Annotated in this window: 16 protein-coding genes and 2 tRNA genes; 14 read left to right on the plus strand and 4 right to left on the minus strand. The window is 46.1% G+C overall.

Annotated features, from left to right (window positions below):
* The first annotated feature begins 200 nt into the window (after positions 1-200).
* The 14 genes from Q1A41_RS03115 (at position 201) to Q1A41_RS03180 (ending at position 11551) form a co-directional block, all read left to right on the plus strand.
* Positions 201-830, plus strand: coding sequence for a MotA/TolQ/ExbB proton channel family protein (locus Q1A41_RS03115; protein WP_299974581.1), 630 nt, complete (start codon positions 201-203; stop codon positions 828-830).
* Complete coding sequence (locus tag Q1A41_RS03120; protein WP_299974584.1) at positions 830-1249, plus strand: biopolymer transporter ExbD; 420 nt, start codon at positions 830-832, stop codon at positions 1247-1249. Before Q1A41_RS03115 ends, Q1A41_RS03120 begins: the two co-directional genes overlap by 1 nt.
* Complete coding sequence (gene lpxK, locus Q1A41_RS03125; RefSeq protein WP_299974586.1) at positions 1249-2313, plus strand: tetraacyldisaccharide 4'-kinase; 1065 nt, start codon at positions 1249-1251, stop codon at positions 2311-2313. Before Q1A41_RS03120 ends, lpxK begins: the two co-directional genes overlap by 1 nt.
* A gap of 60 nt (positions 2314-2373) precedes the next feature.
* Positions 2374-3135: a 3-deoxy-manno-octulosonate cytidylyltransferase gene (gene kdsB / locus Q1A41_RS03130; RefSeq protein ID WP_299974588.1), complete on the plus strand. Its 762-nt coding sequence runs from the start codon at positions 2374-2376 to the stop codon at positions 3133-3135.
* Positions 3136-3173: 38 nt separating this feature from the next.
* A complete protein-coding gene (locus Q1A41_RS03135; RefSeq protein ID WP_299974591.1) occupies positions 3174-3707 on the plus strand; it encodes a low molecular weight protein-tyrosine-phosphatase in 534 nt (177 codons plus the stop codon).
* 20 nt (positions 3708-3727) lie between these two features.
* Entirely contained in the window at positions 3728-4822 is a 1095-nt protein-coding gene (gene murB, locus Q1A41_RS03140; protein ID WP_299974594.1) for a UDP-N-acetylmuramate dehydrogenase, read from the plus strand.
* Positions 4823-4855: 33 nt separating this feature from the next.
* Positions 4856-6799, plus strand: a complete 1944-nt coding sequence (gene uvrC, locus Q1A41_RS03145; protein ID WP_299974597.1) for an excinuclease ABC subunit UvrC — start codon at positions 4856-4858, stop codon at positions 6797-6799.
* A 204-nt stretch (positions 6800-7003) separates the two neighbouring features.
* Positions 7004-7573 carry a CDP-diacylglycerol--glycerol-3-phosphate 3-phosphatidyltransferase gene (gene pgsA, locus Q1A41_RS03150; protein ID WP_299974600.1) on the plus strand — a complete coding sequence of 190 codons (570 nt, stop codon included), beginning with the start codon at positions 7004-7006 and terminating at the stop codon, positions 7571-7573.
* Between the two features lie 290 nt (positions 7574-7863).
* A tRNA-Cys gene (locus Q1A41_RS03155) sits at positions 7864-7937 on the plus strand.
* Positions 7938-8040: 103 nt separating this feature from the next.
* A tRNA-Leu gene (locus tag Q1A41_RS03160) sits at positions 8041-8127 on the plus strand.
* Between the two features lie 504 nt (positions 8128-8631).
* Positions 8632-9150: a hypothetical protein gene (locus tag Q1A41_RS03165; RefSeq protein ID WP_299974603.1), complete on the plus strand. Its 519-nt coding sequence runs from the start codon at positions 8632-8634 to the stop codon at positions 9148-9150.
* Positions 9151-9247: 97 nt separating this feature from the next.
* Positions 9248-9856, plus strand: coding sequence for a hypothetical protein (locus Q1A41_RS03170; RefSeq protein ID WP_299974606.1), 609 nt, complete (start codon positions 9248-9250; stop codon positions 9854-9856).
* A gap of 20 nt (positions 9857-9876) precedes the next feature.
* On the plus strand, positions 9877-10905 hold the full coding sequence (locus tag Q1A41_RS03175) for a Kiwa anti-phage protein KwaB-like domain-containing protein (protein WP_299974609.1): 1029 nt from the start codon (positions 9877-9879) through the stop codon (positions 10903-10905).
* 28 nt (positions 10906-10933) lie between these two features.
* Positions 10934-11551 (plus strand): hypothetical protein, encoded by a 618-nt coding sequence (locus tag Q1A41_RS03180; protein ID WP_299974612.1) that lies wholly within the window; start codon positions 10934-10936, stop codon positions 11549-11551.
* 91 nt (positions 11552-11642) lie between these two features.
* On the opposite strand, the gene Q1A41_RS20360 is transcribed toward Q1A41_RS03180, so the two are convergent.
* The 4 genes from Q1A41_RS20360 to Q1A41_RS03195 all read right to left on the minus strand — a co-directional run bounded on the left by Q1A41_RS20360 (position 11643) and on the right by Q1A41_RS03195 (position 16019).
* Positions 11643-11819 (minus strand): YjzC family protein, encoded by a 177-nt coding sequence (locus tag Q1A41_RS20360; protein WP_363322333.1) that lies wholly within the window; start codon positions 11817-11819, stop codon positions 11643-11645.
* Between the two features lie 995 nt (positions 11820-12814).
* Positions 12815-14770 carry a replication endonuclease gene (locus Q1A41_RS03185; protein WP_299974615.1) on the minus strand — a complete coding sequence of 652 codons (1956 nt, stop codon included), beginning with the start codon at positions 14768-14770 and terminating at the stop codon, positions 12815-12817.
* Positions 14771-14822: 52 nt separating this feature from the next.
* The gene (locus tag Q1A41_RS03190) at positions 14823-15041 is read right to left on the minus strand and encodes a helix-turn-helix domain-containing protein (RefSeq protein ID WP_299974617.1); all 219 of its coding nucleotides are present in this window, start codon (positions 15039-15041) and stop codon (positions 14823-14825) included.
* A gap of 135 nt (positions 15042-15176) precedes the next feature.
* On the minus strand, positions 15177-16019 hold the full coding sequence (locus Q1A41_RS03195) for a hypothetical protein (RefSeq protein ID WP_299974619.1): 843 nt from the start codon (positions 16017-16019) through the stop codon (positions 15177-15179).
* Positions 16020-16208: the final 189 nt, after the last annotated feature.

The raw sequence follows: 16208 nt of genomic DNA on the forward strand, positions 1-16208 counted from the left end.
ACCATAGCTGTGCTAAAGTGACGCCTTTTAGGGGCCTGCCCAACAGTCGCTAAAAGCGGAAAATCGCAACTAAAAGCCGCGTTGAACCAAATTACCAATCAACGCTCAAAAAAGCGGCAAAAGCTAGCTCGCTGCCTTAACCTGCAGATGAGCTGATACAGCTAACAAGGCAACATAACAAGACCAAAGAGGAAAGCTAAGTGCTAGAGATTGTCGTCGCCGGCGGATGGGTAATGGGAATACTAATTTTGTGCTCCATTGCCGTAATTGCGATCAGTGTAGAACGCTACTGGACCCTCAACCCTGAAAAGATAGCCCCCAAGAACACCCTCGGCCAAGTCTGGAACTGGATCAAAAATAACCAGCTCGACAGCCAGCGTCTACGAGAATTAAAACAATCCTCCGAGCTCGGCCGTATCCTAGCCGCCGGCCTAAGTAACTCACGTCATGGTCGTGACGTCATGAAAGATTCCATCGTCGAAGCGGCCAATCAAGTGGTGCACGAAATGGAGCGCTATCTTGGCGCCTTAGGCACCATCGCCTCAATTGCCCCACTACTTGGCCTACTAGGCACCGTACTGGGCATGATCAAAGTATTTACCGCCATCGTCCTAGAAGGCAGTGGCAACACCGCTGCTCTTGCAGGTGGTATTAGTGAAGCCCTGATTACCACCGCTGCCGGCCTATGTGTGGCAATCCCTGCCATGATGCTGCACCGTTTTTATACTCGCCGTGTGGATACCTTAGTGGTTACCATGGAGCAAGAAGCCGTAAAACTGGTTGATGCCCTGCACAGCGAACGCCGCGTAGATGTGCGCGAGGCCAGCTAATGAAGTTTCGCCGTCAACGCACTGATGAAGACAGCGTAAACCTAACACCCTTGATCGATGTGGTGTTCTTACTGCTGATCTTCTTTATGGTGTCCACCACCTTCACCAAGGAAACCCATTTAACGGTAACCTTGCCAGAATCCAGCGGCGAATTGCAGCCGCAGGTGCAAGAGCCGCTAATCGTCGTGATTGGTGCCGATGGCAGCTATGGCATTAATGGCAAAGGCCTGGTGAACAGCAAAGCCAGCACCTTACGCCTTGCCCTAGAAGAAATTGCCGGCGATAACCGCCAGCAGGCATTAATTATTACCGCCGACGCCAAAACACCCCACCAATCGGTAGTTACCGCCATGGATGTGGCCGGTCAACTGGGCTTTGTTAACCTGAGCATTACTACCCAAGCGCCGGGAGAGTCCTAATGGCTAAGGCCAGCTTGGCCCAACGCATTAGCGAGGCATGGTATCAAGACAGTGGCGATGATGGCCTATTAAAGCTGCTTCGCCCCTTATCGAAACTCTTTACCCACATTGCCAAAAAGCGACGCTTAAAAGATAGCCGTGAGCCTAATTCCAATCGGCCCATCGTCGTTGTAGTTGGCAATATCGCCGTGGGCGGCACCGGCAAAACACCTCTGATTATTGCCTTGGTAGAAAAGCTGAGAGAGCAGGGCTACAAGCCCGGTGTTATTTCCCGCGGCTATGGCAGCAAAGCACCGGCTTACCCTTATGAGGTATCGGCGAGCAGCCCAGTAGAGCACTGTGGTGATGAGCCGCTATTGATTGCCAACCTATGCGATTGCCCGCTGGTGATCGATGCTGATAGAAACCAGGCTTTGCAGCAAATACAACAAGATCACGATGTCGATATCGTCTTGAGCGATGACGGCCTACAGCATTACCGCTTAGCTAGGCATATCGAAATGGCTGTGCTTGATGGCAGCCGAGGGCTGGGCAATGGTTGGTGTTTACCAGCGGGCCCACTGCGCGAGCCAGCTGAGCGCCTAGTAGAAGTAGATTTTCGTATTATCAATGAAAGCCCAAAGCAATCACTGCATTCCACTTTAAAAGGCATGACGCTTGAAAGTCATAAGATGGCTTTGGCGCCAATGGGTCTAAGGAATCTACACAGTGGTGAGCAACGCCAATGCAATACCCAAGAGCTTCAAGCGATTGCAGGCAAAACCAATACCGTGCAAGCCATAGCGGGTATTGGTAACCCAGCGCGCTTTTTCGATAGCTTAAAAAGCTATGGCTTAACGGTTGAGGCGCATCCTTTTGATGATCATCAGCAATACAGCGAGCAAAATTTAAGCTTTGCCTTCAACAAGCCTCTGCTAATGACCGCCAAAGATGGGGTAAAATGCCATACATTGGCCCAGCAGGCCGCCTGCAAAGACTGGTGGCAGCTTGAAGTGCAGGCACAATTAGCAGAGGAATTTTGGTCAGCATTTTTGGCACGCTTAGAGCAACTGAAGGCAAGCTAAACGCCGCTAAAACCTATCACCAAAGACAAAACGCGAAATTATTAAGAGCCCAAAGTCATTATGGAATTTTTTGTTGTTATCCCCGCCCGTTACGCTTCTAGCCGCCTGCCGGCCAAACCGCTGGCGGATATTGCTGGCAAACCAATGATTCAATGGGTAGTTGAGCGTGCGCGATTAAGTGATGCTAAGCAAGTTATTGTTGCCACTGATGATGAGCGAATCGAAACGGCGGTAAAAGCCTTTGGTGGTGAAGTGATCATGACACGCGCCGATCATCAATCGGGCACTGATCGCTTGCAAGAAGTGGCTGAGAAATACGGTATGGCACCAGATGCTATCGTGGTTAATGTGCAAGGTGATGAGCCTTTAATACCACCAGAAGTAATCAACCAAGTGGCCAATAATCTTGATCGCGCCAAAGAAGCGAGCGTCGCCACCTTGAGCGAGCCAATTCACAGCGTAGAAGATTTTTGTAACCCCAATATTGTAAAAGCACTCAGTGACGAGCAGGGCATTGCGATGACCTTTAGTCGCGCGCCGATTCCTTGGCCCCGTGATGCTTTTGCGAAAAGCCAAGATGCCTTACCCGAAGGTTTTGTACCCCAGCGCCATATCGGCATCTACGCTTATCGCGTAGCCTTGCTTAATCGTTTTGTTACCTGGGATGTAGCACCCATTGAAGCGACAGAATCCTTAGAGCAGTTACGGGTACTTTGGCATGGCGAAAAAATTCACCTAGCTGAGGCCTGCGCAGAAGTTCCTGGTGGTGTTGATACCCCAGAAGATTTACAGCGCGTGATCGATTTTATTAATAGCCAATAAAACCGTATCAATACGTAAAACAAAACAGGGCGTAAGACATGGCAAAAACTCAGCCAGAACGAAAACTGGAAAGAAAGCTGCACCCACCGGTAAAGGTACTGTTTGTTTGCCTTGGTAATATCTGTCGCTCGCCAACCGCTGATGGGGTGTTTCAGCATAAAGTGAAAGCCGCCGGTTTAGATAATCTAATAGAGATTGATTCGGCTGGCACAGGCGGCTGGCATATTGGCAACCCTGCCGACCCGCGCGCTTCTGAACACGCCGCCGAGCGTGGCTACGATATGAGTAGCTTGCGTGCGCGCCAAGTCGCACAAAGTGATTTTGAGCACTTTGATTATGTGCTGGCGATGGATAAAAACAATCTGCACGATTTACAAACCTTATGCCCGCCAGAGTTTCAAGAGCGTGTAGAGCTTATGCTTGATTATTTGCCAGCGGATTTCCCAACGCCAATGTGCGAAGTGCCCGACCCTTATTACGGTGGTGAAGATGGCTTTGAGTTGGTTTTAGATTTGATTGAAGCGGCCAGTGATGAATTATTGGCTGATATTCAAAGCAGGCTACAAGCTTAGAACGCTTAGGAACCCGATATATGCCAATAGGCTTAGTAGAAAACCAAGATCTTAGCTCATTCAATACCCTGGCGGTAAACGCTAGCGCGAAATACTATTGGGCCATAAAAAGCGAAGCCGATTTAGCGAGCGCTTTGGCTTGGTATAAGCAGCACAGTAGTGATTTGCCGCTCTTAGTATTAGGCGGCGGCAGTAACTTAATTTTATCGGAATCTTTTCCTGGTTTAGTGCTGCACATGCAAAGCCAAGGAATAGACCTGCTAGAAGAAGACAGTGAAAGCGTTTTAATCGAAGTGGCGGCCGGTGAAAACTGGCATGATCTGGTTTGCTATTGCACACAGCAGGGCTGGTATGGCTTGGAAAATCTCGCCTTAATTCCAGGTGCCGCAGGCGCTGCTCCTATTCAGAACATTGGCGCCTATGGTGTAGAGCTTTGCCAAGTACTGGAAAGTTTGCATTGCGTCGAGATAGATGGCATTGAGGTAGATGGCCCTGATTGTGATGATGTCGAGAAAAGCAGTCACGAGCTAAACAATCAGCAATGCCAGTTCGCTTATCGCGATAGTATCTTTAAAAACCCGAACGAGCCACGTCGTATAATCACCAGCATTCGCCTTCGCTTAAAGCGCAGCGCCAGCTTAAATATTCAATACCCCGGCATTCAGCAAAGCTTAAAGGCATTGGGGGTGGAGCCAGAACAGGCGCGCCCGGAAGATGTCTTGCAAGCCGTCTGTAATTTACGCCGCGAAAAACTGCCTGATCCAAGTGAGTTACCTAATGTAGGCAGCTTTTTTAAAAACCCCATTGTCAGCGCTGAGCACTATCAAGCATTAAAAGCCGAGTTTGCCGATTTGGTCGCCTATCCACATGGGGAGCAGTATAAACTCGCTGCGGGCTGGCTAATTGACCAAGCGGGCTGGAAAGGGCATCGCGATGAAAAGGTGGCGGTGCATGATCGCCAAGCACTTGTGTTAGTAAACTTTCAGCAGGGCAGTGCAAGCGATGTACTGGCCTTGGCAAAAAAGATACAAGACGATATTTGGCAGCGTTATCAAGTAGCATTGGAAATCGAACCTCGCCACATTATGGCCAATGGCATGCTTGTCCAGAACTAAAATAAGAGAGCTTTAAGAGCTAAAACACGAAACATGAGTGATAAACGCAGCCCAACTCCACAAGAGCTTTCTAAGCAGCGTGCCGAAGAAATAACGGCTCGCAAAGTAGAAGCTCGCGCCAGCGCCGATGGTATCGCCCCAGCGCCAGAGGGCGGCTGCCAGTTTGATCACAAAAGCTTTTTAAAGCAGCTTACCCAGCGCCCAGGTATCTACCAGATGTATGATGCCGACGGTAAAATTTTATACGTGGGCAAGGCAAAGAACTTAAAGAATCGAGTTTCCAGCTACTTTCGCTCTAGTGGTTTAAACAATAAAACCATGGCCTTAGTGGCTCGTATCGCTCGGGTAGATGTTACTGTAACCCACACCGAAGTCGAAGCGCTGATTCTGGAGCAAAATTTAATTAAGGCGCAGCGCCCGCCTTTTAATATTTTGCTGCGCGACGATAAATCCTATCCTTATGTATTTTTGTCCAGCAATGAAGACTACCCGCGCGTGGCTATGCACCGTGGTGCCAAGCGTAAAAAGGGCGAGTACTTTGGGCCTTTCCCCAATGTGATGGCGGTAAAAGAGAGTCTGAGCTTTTTGCAGAAGACTTTTAAAGTGCGCCAATGTGAAGATTCGGTTTTTAAAAACCGCTCGCGCCCTTGTTTGCAATACCAAATCAAACGCTGCGATGGCCCTTGTGTAGAGGCCATCAATAAAGAAGATTACGCCGAAGAAGTTCGCCATACTAAAATGTTCTTACAAGGCGAGAGCGACGAAATTCTAGCGGAGCTGGCCGATCGTATGGAAAAGGCCTCGATGAATCTAGAATTCGAACAGGCCGCGACCTATCGTGATCAAATCAGTGCCTTGCGCAGCTTGCAAAGCCAGCGCGTGGTGGAATCGGGCAATGCCAATGTGGATGTAATCGCCATTGCTACTGAGCGCAATGCTTGCTGTATCCATCTGCTTTATATTCGCCAGGGGCGTATTTTGGGCAGTAAAAGCTACTACCCAAAGGACAATTTGGCTGCTGGCCCTGAGGTCATGTTAAATGATTTTGTAGGGCAATATTATCTGGGTAATAAGGGCCGCGATGTTCCCCGCGATGTTATCCTAAGTCATCCATTAGCCGATGCTGAGCTGTTAAGTGATGCGATAAAAGAGGCCTTAGGTAAAACCATTGCCCTGCGCCACAATGTGCGTAGCGAGCGACAAAATTGGTTGCAGTTGGCCATGAGCGCCGCTGAGCAAAACTTAAAATCTCAATTGGCACGCAAACAAAACCTGCAGCAGCGCTTTGAGCTACTGCAAGAGCGCTTGGGCTTAGAATCCATTCCCCAGCGTATCGAATGTTTTGATATTAGCCACAGCAGTGGTGAACTTACCGTAGCCTCTTGCGTGGTGTTTGGCCCAGAGGGTGCCATTAAATCCGATTACCGCCGCTTTAATATCGAAGGCATCACAGGCGGTGACGATTATGCCGCGATGGAGCAAGCCTTAAACAGACGCTATAGCCGTATTCAAGCCGGCGAGGGTGTGCTGCCTGACATTCTCTTGATCGATGGAGGTAAAGGCCAGCTTAGCCAAGCCAAGGCGGTATTGGGCGAGCTGGGTGTGCAAGATGTCACCATGATCGGCGTTGCCAAAGGTACTACCCGTAAGGCCGGTTTTGAGGTGCTGCATATGGCCGATACCGGTGAAGAGTGGGTGTTAGATTCCACCTCTCCAGAATTGCACCTAATCCAGCAGGTGCGCGATGAAGCCCACCGTTTTGCAGTAACAGGCCACAAGGCCCGCCGCGATAAAAAGCGTCGCAGCTCAAGTCTAGAGGATATACCAGGGGTAGGGGCCAAGCGCCGCCGCGAGTTACTGCGTCACTTCGGTGGCTTAGCTCAAATAAAAGGCGCCAGCGCAGACGATATGGCCAAAGTAGAGGGCATCAGTAAAAAGCTTGCCGCCGAGATATACGCTCACTTCCACGCTGAATAAGCCCCGCCATTTTAGCCAATAGCCAGTAAGCTTTACCTTGCTTGGCTAGCCAAGTTGTGCCAGATCGGGTAGGCTGGCGCCCATTATTATAGAACTTGAATTATTCGACCTAAGTGTCTGTTTTTTGCACTAAAACTGCAAATAAGATGTTGGAAAAGGCATCTTCAATAGATATTTAACATAGGCACTTTAAGCAGCATAAGTATGACTCTAGCGAACCAACTAACATTATTGCGCGTGATTCTAATACCGGTAATTGTATTGGTATTTTTCCTGCCTTTCGGCTGGAGCTATCCGGTAGCCGCCTTTATCTTTGCATTGGCAGGCGTAACAGATTGGCTAGATGGCTATATTGCCCGCCGCTACAATCAATCTACGGCATTTGGTGCCTTCCTAGATCCAGTCGCCGATAAGCTTATGGTGGCCTCGGCCCTGGTGCTATTGGTGCAAGCCCATGCCACACTTTGGTTAACCGTGCCGGCCGTGGTTATTATTGGCCGCGAAATTGTCATCTCGGCATTACGCGAGTGGATGGCTGAGCTTGGCGAGCGCTCAAATGTGGCGGTATCGTTTATCGGCAAGGTAAAAACCGCCGCGCAAATGGCATCCATTACCGTATTGCTGGCTTTCCCTGTCGATGATCGCTATTGGGTATTGGATGTGGGCTATGTGCTGCTTTATATTGCCGCTGGCCTAACCTTGTATTCAATGATTTTGTATCTAAAAGCGGCTTGGCCATCTTTGATGGGCCAGGATGGCAGTAAAGATGCATAAGAATGGGGCCAAATAGGTCCCGTTTTTCTATCTGGCGTTAAAACCCCTAATGTTAGCCGAAAGCCCTTGCTGGTTGATAAGCGCTCAGCTTGTTTGCAACTTGGCCAAGTAATAGCTTGATACGGCAGAAAAGAAGCCATTACTTGACACAGAGCCTCGAATCCATAGAATAGCCGCTCTATTGAAATCAAAGCCCTAAAAGGCCTTGATAAAAGGGAAGGCAATATTCGCTAAGTCCTAGAAAGTACTAGGAATTTTTAAGTGAATGCATTAGAATTGCCGCCCTTGATGGCGCGATGTCAGAGTGGTTATGTCACGGACTGCAACTCCGTTTACTCCGGTTCGATTCCGGATCGCGCCTCCACTTTTCCTTAAGTTGAACCCTTCAGCTTAAGCGCCGCAAGGCAAGATCAGCCAAGCTGATCAAAGTAGGGCCGCCATACCTACTATAAAAAATACCTCTCGATGCCCGGGTGGTGGAATTGGTAGACACAGGAGACTTAAAATCTCCCGCTAGCAATAGCGTGCCGGTTCAAGTCCGGCCCCGGGCACCACTTCTAGCGACAGTAAACACTAACACTATTTTCATAGTAGACGTATAGTAGACACTTCCTTTGCATAATCTTTTGCTGTATTCGCTCTATTTCCTTGGTTTACCTTTCACTAAGAATATTTGACCGTAGCCCTAAATATATTAGGGTCTTGTTTAGTTGGTTCTTTAGTATTAATCTCCGGAGCGCAGTCCTTTAGTCTGCCTTCGCTGGCTCTTTGCGGATATAGTGATTTTAAGGGGGTGTGTTTCTGTCTTAATCAGGGATGTGAGTTGTATCGCATGGAAAAGCCGTCTTTGCTGGGCTTGAGGCTTGGCCCTTTTGTGTTTGTAGTGCCCTCGCGGTACGTTTCAACTCTTAAATTATCTTTTGCGAACTAATTCAATTTTCACTTTCCATTTATTGGGGTACGAAGAATATCAGTTGAGTATTGCAATTGAATATGACTGTTAATGACACTGGTGCATTGGAGTTATGAAAAGAATTTTCACAATTGGATAGATGTGTATGAGTAATACGGTTGGCTCTTGGGCATTAGCTGCGGAACTAGAAAAAGACATTGATATTATGGCTGGTTACGTTGTTAATGATCAATCTTGTTTGACTCTGCGACGGTCTTATATCCGGGCTGTACTTTCTGCTCTTGAAGGGGTGCTGTACACATTGAGGGAAGATATTATTCGTCATGGGGATTTAGGGAGCTTCTCACCTAAACAGAGAGCCAAGTTGTTAGAAAAGGTGTATCGCAATGGAGTTGTGCAGTCGGCGGATAAATATTTACCACTAGAGGAGGCCATAAAATTCATGCCGAAGTGCTTTGCGAGGCATATGGGGATTAAAGGCTTTGAGTTTCCACATGGTGATGAGGGTTGGGCGAGAATGAAAGAAGCAATAAGAATTAGAAATAAAATCACGCATCCAAAGTGTTTAAACGATCTAAATGTGAGTGTTGCGGATTTGGCAACTGTAGCGACTGCCAAGGTGTGGTTCAAGGAAAGAGTTTCATCTCAGCTTATTGTGCCGTAGATAATATTCTAATTTGACTGTCTGTTGAAGTGTAGTTCATTTATGAAAATTTCATCTGGTTATTTAATTTCAGACTCAATGAAATCGAGGTTGATACGTGATAGATCATAATCCAAAAGACATGGCCCCGGCTATCTGGTTTGAAGCTTTGATTTTTTTGTCGTCCTATTATCCATTGTTTCTTATTCTATTAATAAGGGATGTCGACCATAAGGTTGAGGGTATAAGTGTTGGCTGCGTGTCTTTGGAGCTAAGTATCAGTGGTTGGGCTTTGAGTTTATTTCTTCTCTCTTCATTGTCTAGCTTAATAGTCGGAACTATGGTTCGAAAGCTATTGATGCATCAAGAGGGGGGGACATCTGTAAAAGTTAAAAAAGTTAATCAAATACGAGGTGATATGTTGAATTATACGTTACCGTTTTTGATTGGTTTGTTCGCGTTCGACTACGAGGATTATCAATCTATTGCTTCCCTTTTGATTTTTCTTGTTTTCATATTTTCATTCGTACGAAAAGAACAGATATCGCTTCTAAATCCGATGTTTCTATTGATGGGGGTTAGATTGTATGACGTTGAATACAAAGAGGTTGGTAGGGCAGCGATTGGTAATGGGACAGTGCTTTGTCTGGGCAAAGTTGTAGAGTCAAATGAAATACTACAGATAAAAGAAACTGCTGGTATTTATTTTATTTTCCCTAAAAAATGAATGGAGTGATGGAGTCTGTTATGGGAGATTTGAATGGCGTTTCAGCAGTGGAAGCTGTGAAGGTTGAGATTAGTCAATCGATACTAAACCAGAAGCTGAAAGATCTAAAAGAGCTTGATCTTGCTGGCTCGGTGCTTAATTTTTATGTTGCTAAAATTAGTACTAGCAATAAGAAAAAGCGCTTTATCGATGTTAAGCGTTTGAAAATACACGGTGATGACCAAGTGATTTTTCAAAACTATGTAGAGGATTGTATTCGGGGTAATGATTACATTTGTGAATTGAAGCATATTCAAACAAATCAGGATAACCGTTTTTTTTATGTTGAAAGTACTTCGACTGATTTTTCTCAAATGGAAGAGGCTGTTGCCTGTGGTGAGTTGGAGTTTGTAAAGGCGCCTAAGGAACTTAATAACTATAATGCATACGTTATTCAGCTAACTTTTGGTGAGGATGAAGATAGTATTTTTGCTTTTACGTATTTAAGTAGTGCATGGTCTGCCAATAAGGTTTCCGGTAACTTCTTAGACTTTAAGCCTATCAAGAATGATTTGATAGTAACTGTCGATAATGATCCAAGGTTTCAAATAACTCCCAATGTGGATTTTATACAGTTTAACGGTGACGTTTTTATCAATAATATTGGGCGATTTGAAACGGCTATGAATTATCATGAGCGGTTGCAAGAAAAGAAACTCGAGGCGATAGATTCGATTTTTTCCAGCGCTGCAATTGTCGAGTCTGGACGGAATCTGTTTCAAGATCTTATTGGGAATGATAAGCACCTGATGAGACAATTGGCTTCTGTTCATGATAAACGCTATTACTGTAGCAAAACTTGGTTGGATAAGTTGAAAGCAGCAGCTGATTCAGCTGGAAACTGGATGTTAAAGTTTGATTCGGAAGGGAAAATAATCATTGAGGATGATAAAGATTATATTCGCGAGTTACTCGTTCTATTACAGAATAAGAGGGTGAAGACAGTAGTCGATGGTGTTGTTTTTGATGTTGATGGGGAATTGATTGAGTTTGATGTGGGTGCTACTTAGAGCAGTTTTATGCAGTGGGTGATTAAATATGAGTGAGTTGAATTTTATGTCTGACGGTTTCCTCAGGCAGCGGAGAAACTTGCTGATTGTATGCTTGATGCTTATATTTTGTAAGTTTTCAAAACTGGAAATATCAAAATTTTCTATCTTAGGTGTTCAGTTTAATAGTTTTGAGAGCCCAGAATCCGTTTATGTAGCTTTGTGGGTATGCTGGGTATATTTTTTGTTTCGTTATTATCAGTATTTTTGTCAGGAAGGCCTCCCCAAATTTATCGCTGTATATGTTGATCTATTAAACGACATGTGCAAGCTGAAAATTGACAGGGTTGTTCTTAAGCAACACCCGATGAAAACCGGTAATAAGATAAATTTTACCACGTTGAAAAGTTGGAGTTGGGTTTATCATGGGCAAGAAGATAACATAGAGAATGGCCTCCATGGAGTAAATATTAGCAACTTTGAAATGCCTTTCCCAATGAGATATTTGTATTTGGAGATTATTCTTAGTTTTCTACACGTCTGTTTTAATAGATCAGCATTCACGGACTATATATTTCCTGTGCTGATCTCAGTTTTTGTAGTTATCTACTGTTCGGTTGGTTGGGCAGGAAGCCTGATTGGAGCTGTACTACATCTATATTCCTAGTGAGCAAAAGCTATTATCCTGTTCTTAGATGTTTGTATGTTGCGTCAAGGCTCTCTGGGGGCTGTATTAACAGCCCCCAGAGAGCCTCCGGCTATCTGTGTTTTGTTGCGTCACTTAGTTTATACATCTGCCCAGGGCTCCGAGTAGGAGGCATTGGTTCACCTTTGGTAATGGTGCGCTCTATACCTGTTTGGCCACCTCGTGGCCCCACTATTTCATACTGTCCAGACTTGGGGGCTTTTTGACCAGGCTTGTATCGTTTAGTCATGTTCGTCACCTCAAGAAGTATGGCAAGAAGGGTTGCAGTTTTTACAGCCGTTTGCTCGCCTGTACGTTTCTTTCGCAAGCCTCACAGCTTCAACACAAGAGCTGTGATACCCGAGGTTTAGTCTGTTATGGGGTAGTGCGGGTGTAGGGCAGTTGTCCCGGTGGACTTCATGGTCGCCATTAGGTTGGGCATTGGTATTTACATAGAAATTCGTCATGTGAATGACTCCTAATTTAAAGCAGGTAATTGGGAATTCAACTTATGTATAAATACACAGTTGAAAACTGAGTGCTTTAGAGCCACTATCTTTGTGCGAATGTTGTGACGAACTAAAGCAAGGTAATATAGCCCTGCTGTTGCTACATTATCTTTTCCGCCCCTTACTCTTAGGTCAGAGTTTGAGTAAGGGGTGGGAACCTTTCCTATTAGGCCTTTCTATTTGTTCCACTATATATTGTGCTTCCTTTGGAGTTATTAGCAAGATAGTGTGTTTTGTTTGGATAATCAAGCTAATGGTTTTGGGGGTATGTTGTGGATAAGTTGTTTGCTTTTTGCTCTTCATGCCGATTTTTTATTCTAATTCATTGTTCTATATGGGGTTATTAAGTTTTCGGAATTTGAGTCAAGATGGGGTTAGAGTAAGTAGTTATAGATATTGGTACTCAAGTACTGTATTTGATTGACGAATAGGACACAGAAGTAGCACTGGGTGATTTGTCAGAGGAATTGGTTTACATAGTCCTGAAACTTGATGTTGGCTGCTTTGGATCGGTGTTTATTGTGCTGTGGTCGGTGCGGTATCTTAAATGAATCAAATTTTAGTAGTATCGCTCCAGCCTTTTCCTTGATCGATACAAGAACTTCTGATCTACAGCCGCATTCGTGACACTTTACTATGAACGTATATTCAGTCATATGGCAGCTCACGGCTATGTTTGAATTGCAGTGCGCGCAATAAGCCGGAGCTGATATCAATGGTGCTGATTGTGTATTGGTCATTGAGTCACCTCCATGCCGTTACCTTGTGTCTTTATTCCGGTCTCACCCCCCGGTTTATCGGGTGGTGATTCGGTACAGTTATTGACACAAGTCCAAGTGGACGATGAATCGTCCTGAAAAGAAAAAGAACTTTCATTGGGTTCTATGGCGTTGTCATAGGGTTGGGCTGTGTTGCTTGATTGGGTGGGGCATTGGGTCGCAAACCCAGTGGTATTGGGTGGTGTGGTGGGTACATCACCCAGTGCTACTGGATTTGTTATGGGGTCGATAATTGGGTTGGCTTCGGGTTGAAACCCCGTTGAATGGGGTTTGGTGCGGTTGCTCCCGGCTTCTTGAACAGCTTTTGAGATCGGTCTAACCGTCCATGTCTCGGTTCTGGTGAGTATTTCGCGATTCTGGGAGAGTAGGCCAACTAGATAGTTTACGGTTTCACCGTATTTGTTGAGCTCTTCTCTTTGGATGATCATGGGGCGAATAGGACGGTCTACTCGCGGGCAGATGGCGCCACCCATTAAATCGGTGTAGCTCTGCCAGTCACCCGCGTCCGCGGCCTCTATAACCGCTTTAGCAACTGGGTCTAATGCGATATCTGTCTCGGTGTCGATACGGCGTGCTTCCCGGTATACGGTAACGCTGGGGCCGCCAATCTGTTGGAACTGGCGAATTCCCCAAGTCGTGGCCCATGCTTCAATTCTCATGGCTGACATGATCGCGTCTTTACCGTAGGAGTCGGTTTCCACACCGAATCCGTCGATGTTCTTGGCAACATATTTGGCGCAGTAGCCAGCGGCACTGCCTTTCATTGGGTCTATGTTGACCACGTCTACCCGGTTTTTTTGCGCGCCTACCTCGTCACCGTCTTCTTGTAGGGCGTAGTGTTTAAAGATGCTTACCGCGTTGTTTACTTGGTGCTTAGGTAGAAATAGCACCATATGCCAATGGGGCGTTCCGTCGTGATGGGGTTCAGCCATACGAAAACCGAATGGAAATATGTTCTGGCGCTTCCACTCAGCCCTTATCTTTGACCAAAGCTTGCATAGGTATGCGTTGGTTTCACTGGGTGTAGACCCGTTAAACTTGGGGTTTGGATAACTGAGCTTCTTGCTCTTAATCGTCTTTCTTGTGGCCTGGGAGTGGTATTTACTGGGTGTGGTTAGTGTCAGGAACAGCCCGTCATAAGCGTGTGATTCACCCGTGTCGGCTTGGGTGTAAGTGTGAGATTTTGCATACTCTTCAAAACCGCGAATACGCGTCATGAGTTCGTTGCGACGGTTGATCGGGTTTGATACCGAAAGGTCGGCTAGCTCTGCAAGCGTGTAAACCTGGCCAGTACTGTTTTCAGCTTCCAAATTCTCCAGTAAATGGCGGTTGCGGGCTTTTTGTAGGGTGCGCCGTTGTAGGGTCAGGTCGGTGCAATAGATCTGGCGAGTTTGTGAAATAAGCCCGAGCTTGTGCGCGTAGGCTTCAAATTGGCGGGCTGCGTTTTTGCGTATCTGCCGGCGCCACCATATTGGGTCTACTAGGCGTCTTATGGCTGCTTTTATCGGGTCTTTCTCGCCTTCCAGATTCGCTGGGAATTCTATTCCAGCTCGTGAGCAAACTTCTCCCAGAAATTCGGTTAGGCACTCTAAAGTAAGCAGTTTACCTTTGAGGTGGGATGCTTCGATAATCTGCTTTTCGGTGAGCTTTGCCTTTGCTTCGCAGTAGTCGACAAATTCATTATCGTTGCTATCACAATAGAGGCCGGTGTTGGCGAGTTTTAATTGCTGTACTTGGTTGTATAGCCAGCGGTTGGCTTCAACGTAGCCAGATTTCTTGCGCAGTTCTTCGTGTTTGATACGCCAGATCCAAGCAAGTTTCGGGCGTTGTTGGTAAATCCTTTCTCTCCATGCTTCGCATTGAGAAGTGTTACCAGCACTTGAGCTAGCTTGTGTACCTGTGACTTGTTTCATTGTAAAAGCCTAATTGTGGGTTAAGAGTTGTGGCCAGCCCAGGCGCGAAAAACTAACCTTGCAATGTAGGTTTACTGGTGTATTCAGAAGTAGAAATAAAAGAGCGAGACTCAATGTATTGATTAAGGTCGGTCATGCGGTATCGAATTGAGCGCGCACCTACACGAACAAAAGGCACTTTGGCCCCTGCCCAGCGATCACGTTCCAGAAAGGCCGCGCTTACATTCAAGTGAGCTGCTGCTTGTTTGGTAGTTAGTAAGTTTGTTTGCATTTGATTTGCTCCTCAGTTGGTGGAGGGCAAGTTACAGGATGCGCTGGAGTATTTGAAACCTGGGGAAGGGTGTTAACTGTGTTGGTTGCTGGCGGAGAGCAGATAACTAAGTTAAATGCTCTCCCTGATTGTTATTTATACAGGGTCTTTGCTGGTAATTGGGTTTGCTTTATCGTTTTTAGCGCAATGCTCATTGAGTTTTTTGGCCATAGCTCTGTGAGTGTTGGTAGAGACCAGTCGATAATAATCAGGGTGTGTTTGTTTTAGTTCGTTTTCAATAAAGTACTTCGCTGCATCACTGCTGTATCGAATTGGAAGCTTGCTCCCATGTTCAAACGCCCACTCTATGAACAGGCTGAAAATAGGCTCTTTATTGGATTTGCTGCCCCCTTTTGATTTGGTGCTCTTTAGTTTAGCTTGGTGTAGTAACAGGGCGTTTGTAAATCGGTTAATGCGCAGTGCAGTGTAAGCATTGCTTATGCTGTGGGTGTATTCCTGTAAGGCACTATTGGCGTCGATGTAGCTAACTTCTGGCGAGCTTGCCAATAGCTGGTTTTCCTTGTCCCTAAGCCTAATTATAGAATTGGCTGTCAGCAAAACACCTTGGTGCAGGATTACTTCTAAACCTTTTAGGTCGTCGCCCCAAGTTTCGATAATATCTTTAAACTCATTTGCACTTATATCGTCTTCGATTTTACTGATTATCGCTTCTTGGGAGTTTGCGTTCAGGAGGTAGGCGCTTAGCCATGCCGGTGCATTGAAGAATAGCTGAGCGAGTTTCCCCCCTAGGCCAGATTCTTGGTTTTGTGCTTTTTCAATCTGGAGTTCGGTATATTCAAACAAGCTTTGATCGACTCTGTGATCTGGGTCGTTGGGGTAGTTGTCTGGAGAGTAATGGCTTTCTAAGTACTCTGCTATTTCGGTCAGAAGTGGTCTGTTGTAAAGGGGTAGATAGTTGTTTAAATCTTCTTCTGTCATCTTTGTTGATCCAGGGCGATTAGTGCATTGGGCTTTATTTAGTAGAGCTAGACCATCCAAAACTGAGGTACCAATTTCCTATTAAGTGAGCAGTGCATTGCCTAAAGCTTGAGGAGTGATCCTGGTTTGAGCATGTCATGGTTTCAGGAGGCTTATTGGTTAGGTGAACTAGGTTTGATCTCATTGTGT

The organism is uncultured Pseudoteredinibacter sp. (assembly GCF_947502065.1).
Taxonomy (GTDB): Bacteria; Pseudomonadota; Gammaproteobacteria; order Pseudomonadales; family Cellvibrionaceae; genus Pseudoteredinibacter.

What these genes read in the sequence shown, in the direction of transcription:
- Q1A41_RS03120 (WP_299974584.1), top strand. Translation starts at nt 830, where the DNA reads ATGAAGTTTCGCCGTCAACGCACTGATGAAGACAGCGTAAACCTAACA.
- lpxK (WP_299974586.1), top strand. Translation starts at nt 1,249, where the DNA reads ATGGCTAAGGCCAGCTTGGCCCAACGCATTAGCGAGGCATGGTATCAA.
- kdsB (WP_299974588.1), top strand. Translation starts at nt 2,374, where the DNA reads ATGGAATTTTTTGTTGTTATCCCCGCCCGTTACGCTTCTAGCCGCCTG.
- Q1A41_RS03135 (WP_299974591.1), top strand. Translation starts at nt 3,174, where the DNA reads ATGGCAAAAACTCAGCCAGAACGAAAACTGGAAAGAAAGCTGCACCCA.
- murB (WP_299974594.1), top strand. Translation starts at nt 3,728, where the DNA reads ATGCCAATAGGCTTAGTAGAAAACCAAGATCTTAGCTCATTCAATACC.
- uvrC (WP_299974597.1), top strand. Translation starts at nt 4,856, where the DNA reads ATGAGTGATAAACGCAGCCCAACTCCACAAGAGCTTTCTAAGCAGCGT.
- pgsA (WP_299974600.1), top strand. Translation starts at nt 7,004, where the DNA reads ATGACTCTAGCGAACCAACTAACATTATTGCGCGTGATTCTAATACCG.
- Q1A41_RS03165 (WP_299974603.1), top strand. Translation starts at nt 8,632, where the DNA reads ATGAGTAATACGGTTGGCTCTTGGGCATTAGCTGCGGAACTAGAAAAA.
- Q1A41_RS03175 (WP_299974609.1), top strand. Translation starts at nt 9,877, where the DNA reads ATGGGAGATTTGAATGGCGTTTCAGCAGTGGAAGCTGTGAAGGTTGAG.
- Q1A41_RS03180 (WP_299974612.1), top strand. Translation starts at nt 10,934, where the DNA reads ATGAGTGAGTTGAATTTTATGTCTGACGGTTTCCTCAGGCAGCGGAGA.
- Q1A41_RS20360 (WP_363322333.1), bottom strand. Translation starts at nt 11,819, where the DNA reads ATGACTAAACGATACAAGCCTGGTCAAAAAGCCCCCAAGTCTGGACAG.
- Q1A41_RS03185 (WP_299974615.1), bottom strand. Translation starts at nt 14,770, where the DNA reads ATGAAACAAGTCACAGGTACACAAGCTAGCTCAAGTGCTGGTAACACT.
- Q1A41_RS03190 (WP_299974617.1), bottom strand. Translation starts at nt 15,041, where the DNA reads ATGCAAACAAACTTACTAACTACCAAACAAGCAGCAGCTCACTTGAAT.
- Q1A41_RS03195 (WP_299974619.1), bottom strand. Translation starts at nt 16,019, where the DNA reads ATGACAGAAGAAGATTTAAACAACTATCTACCCCTTTACAACAGACCA.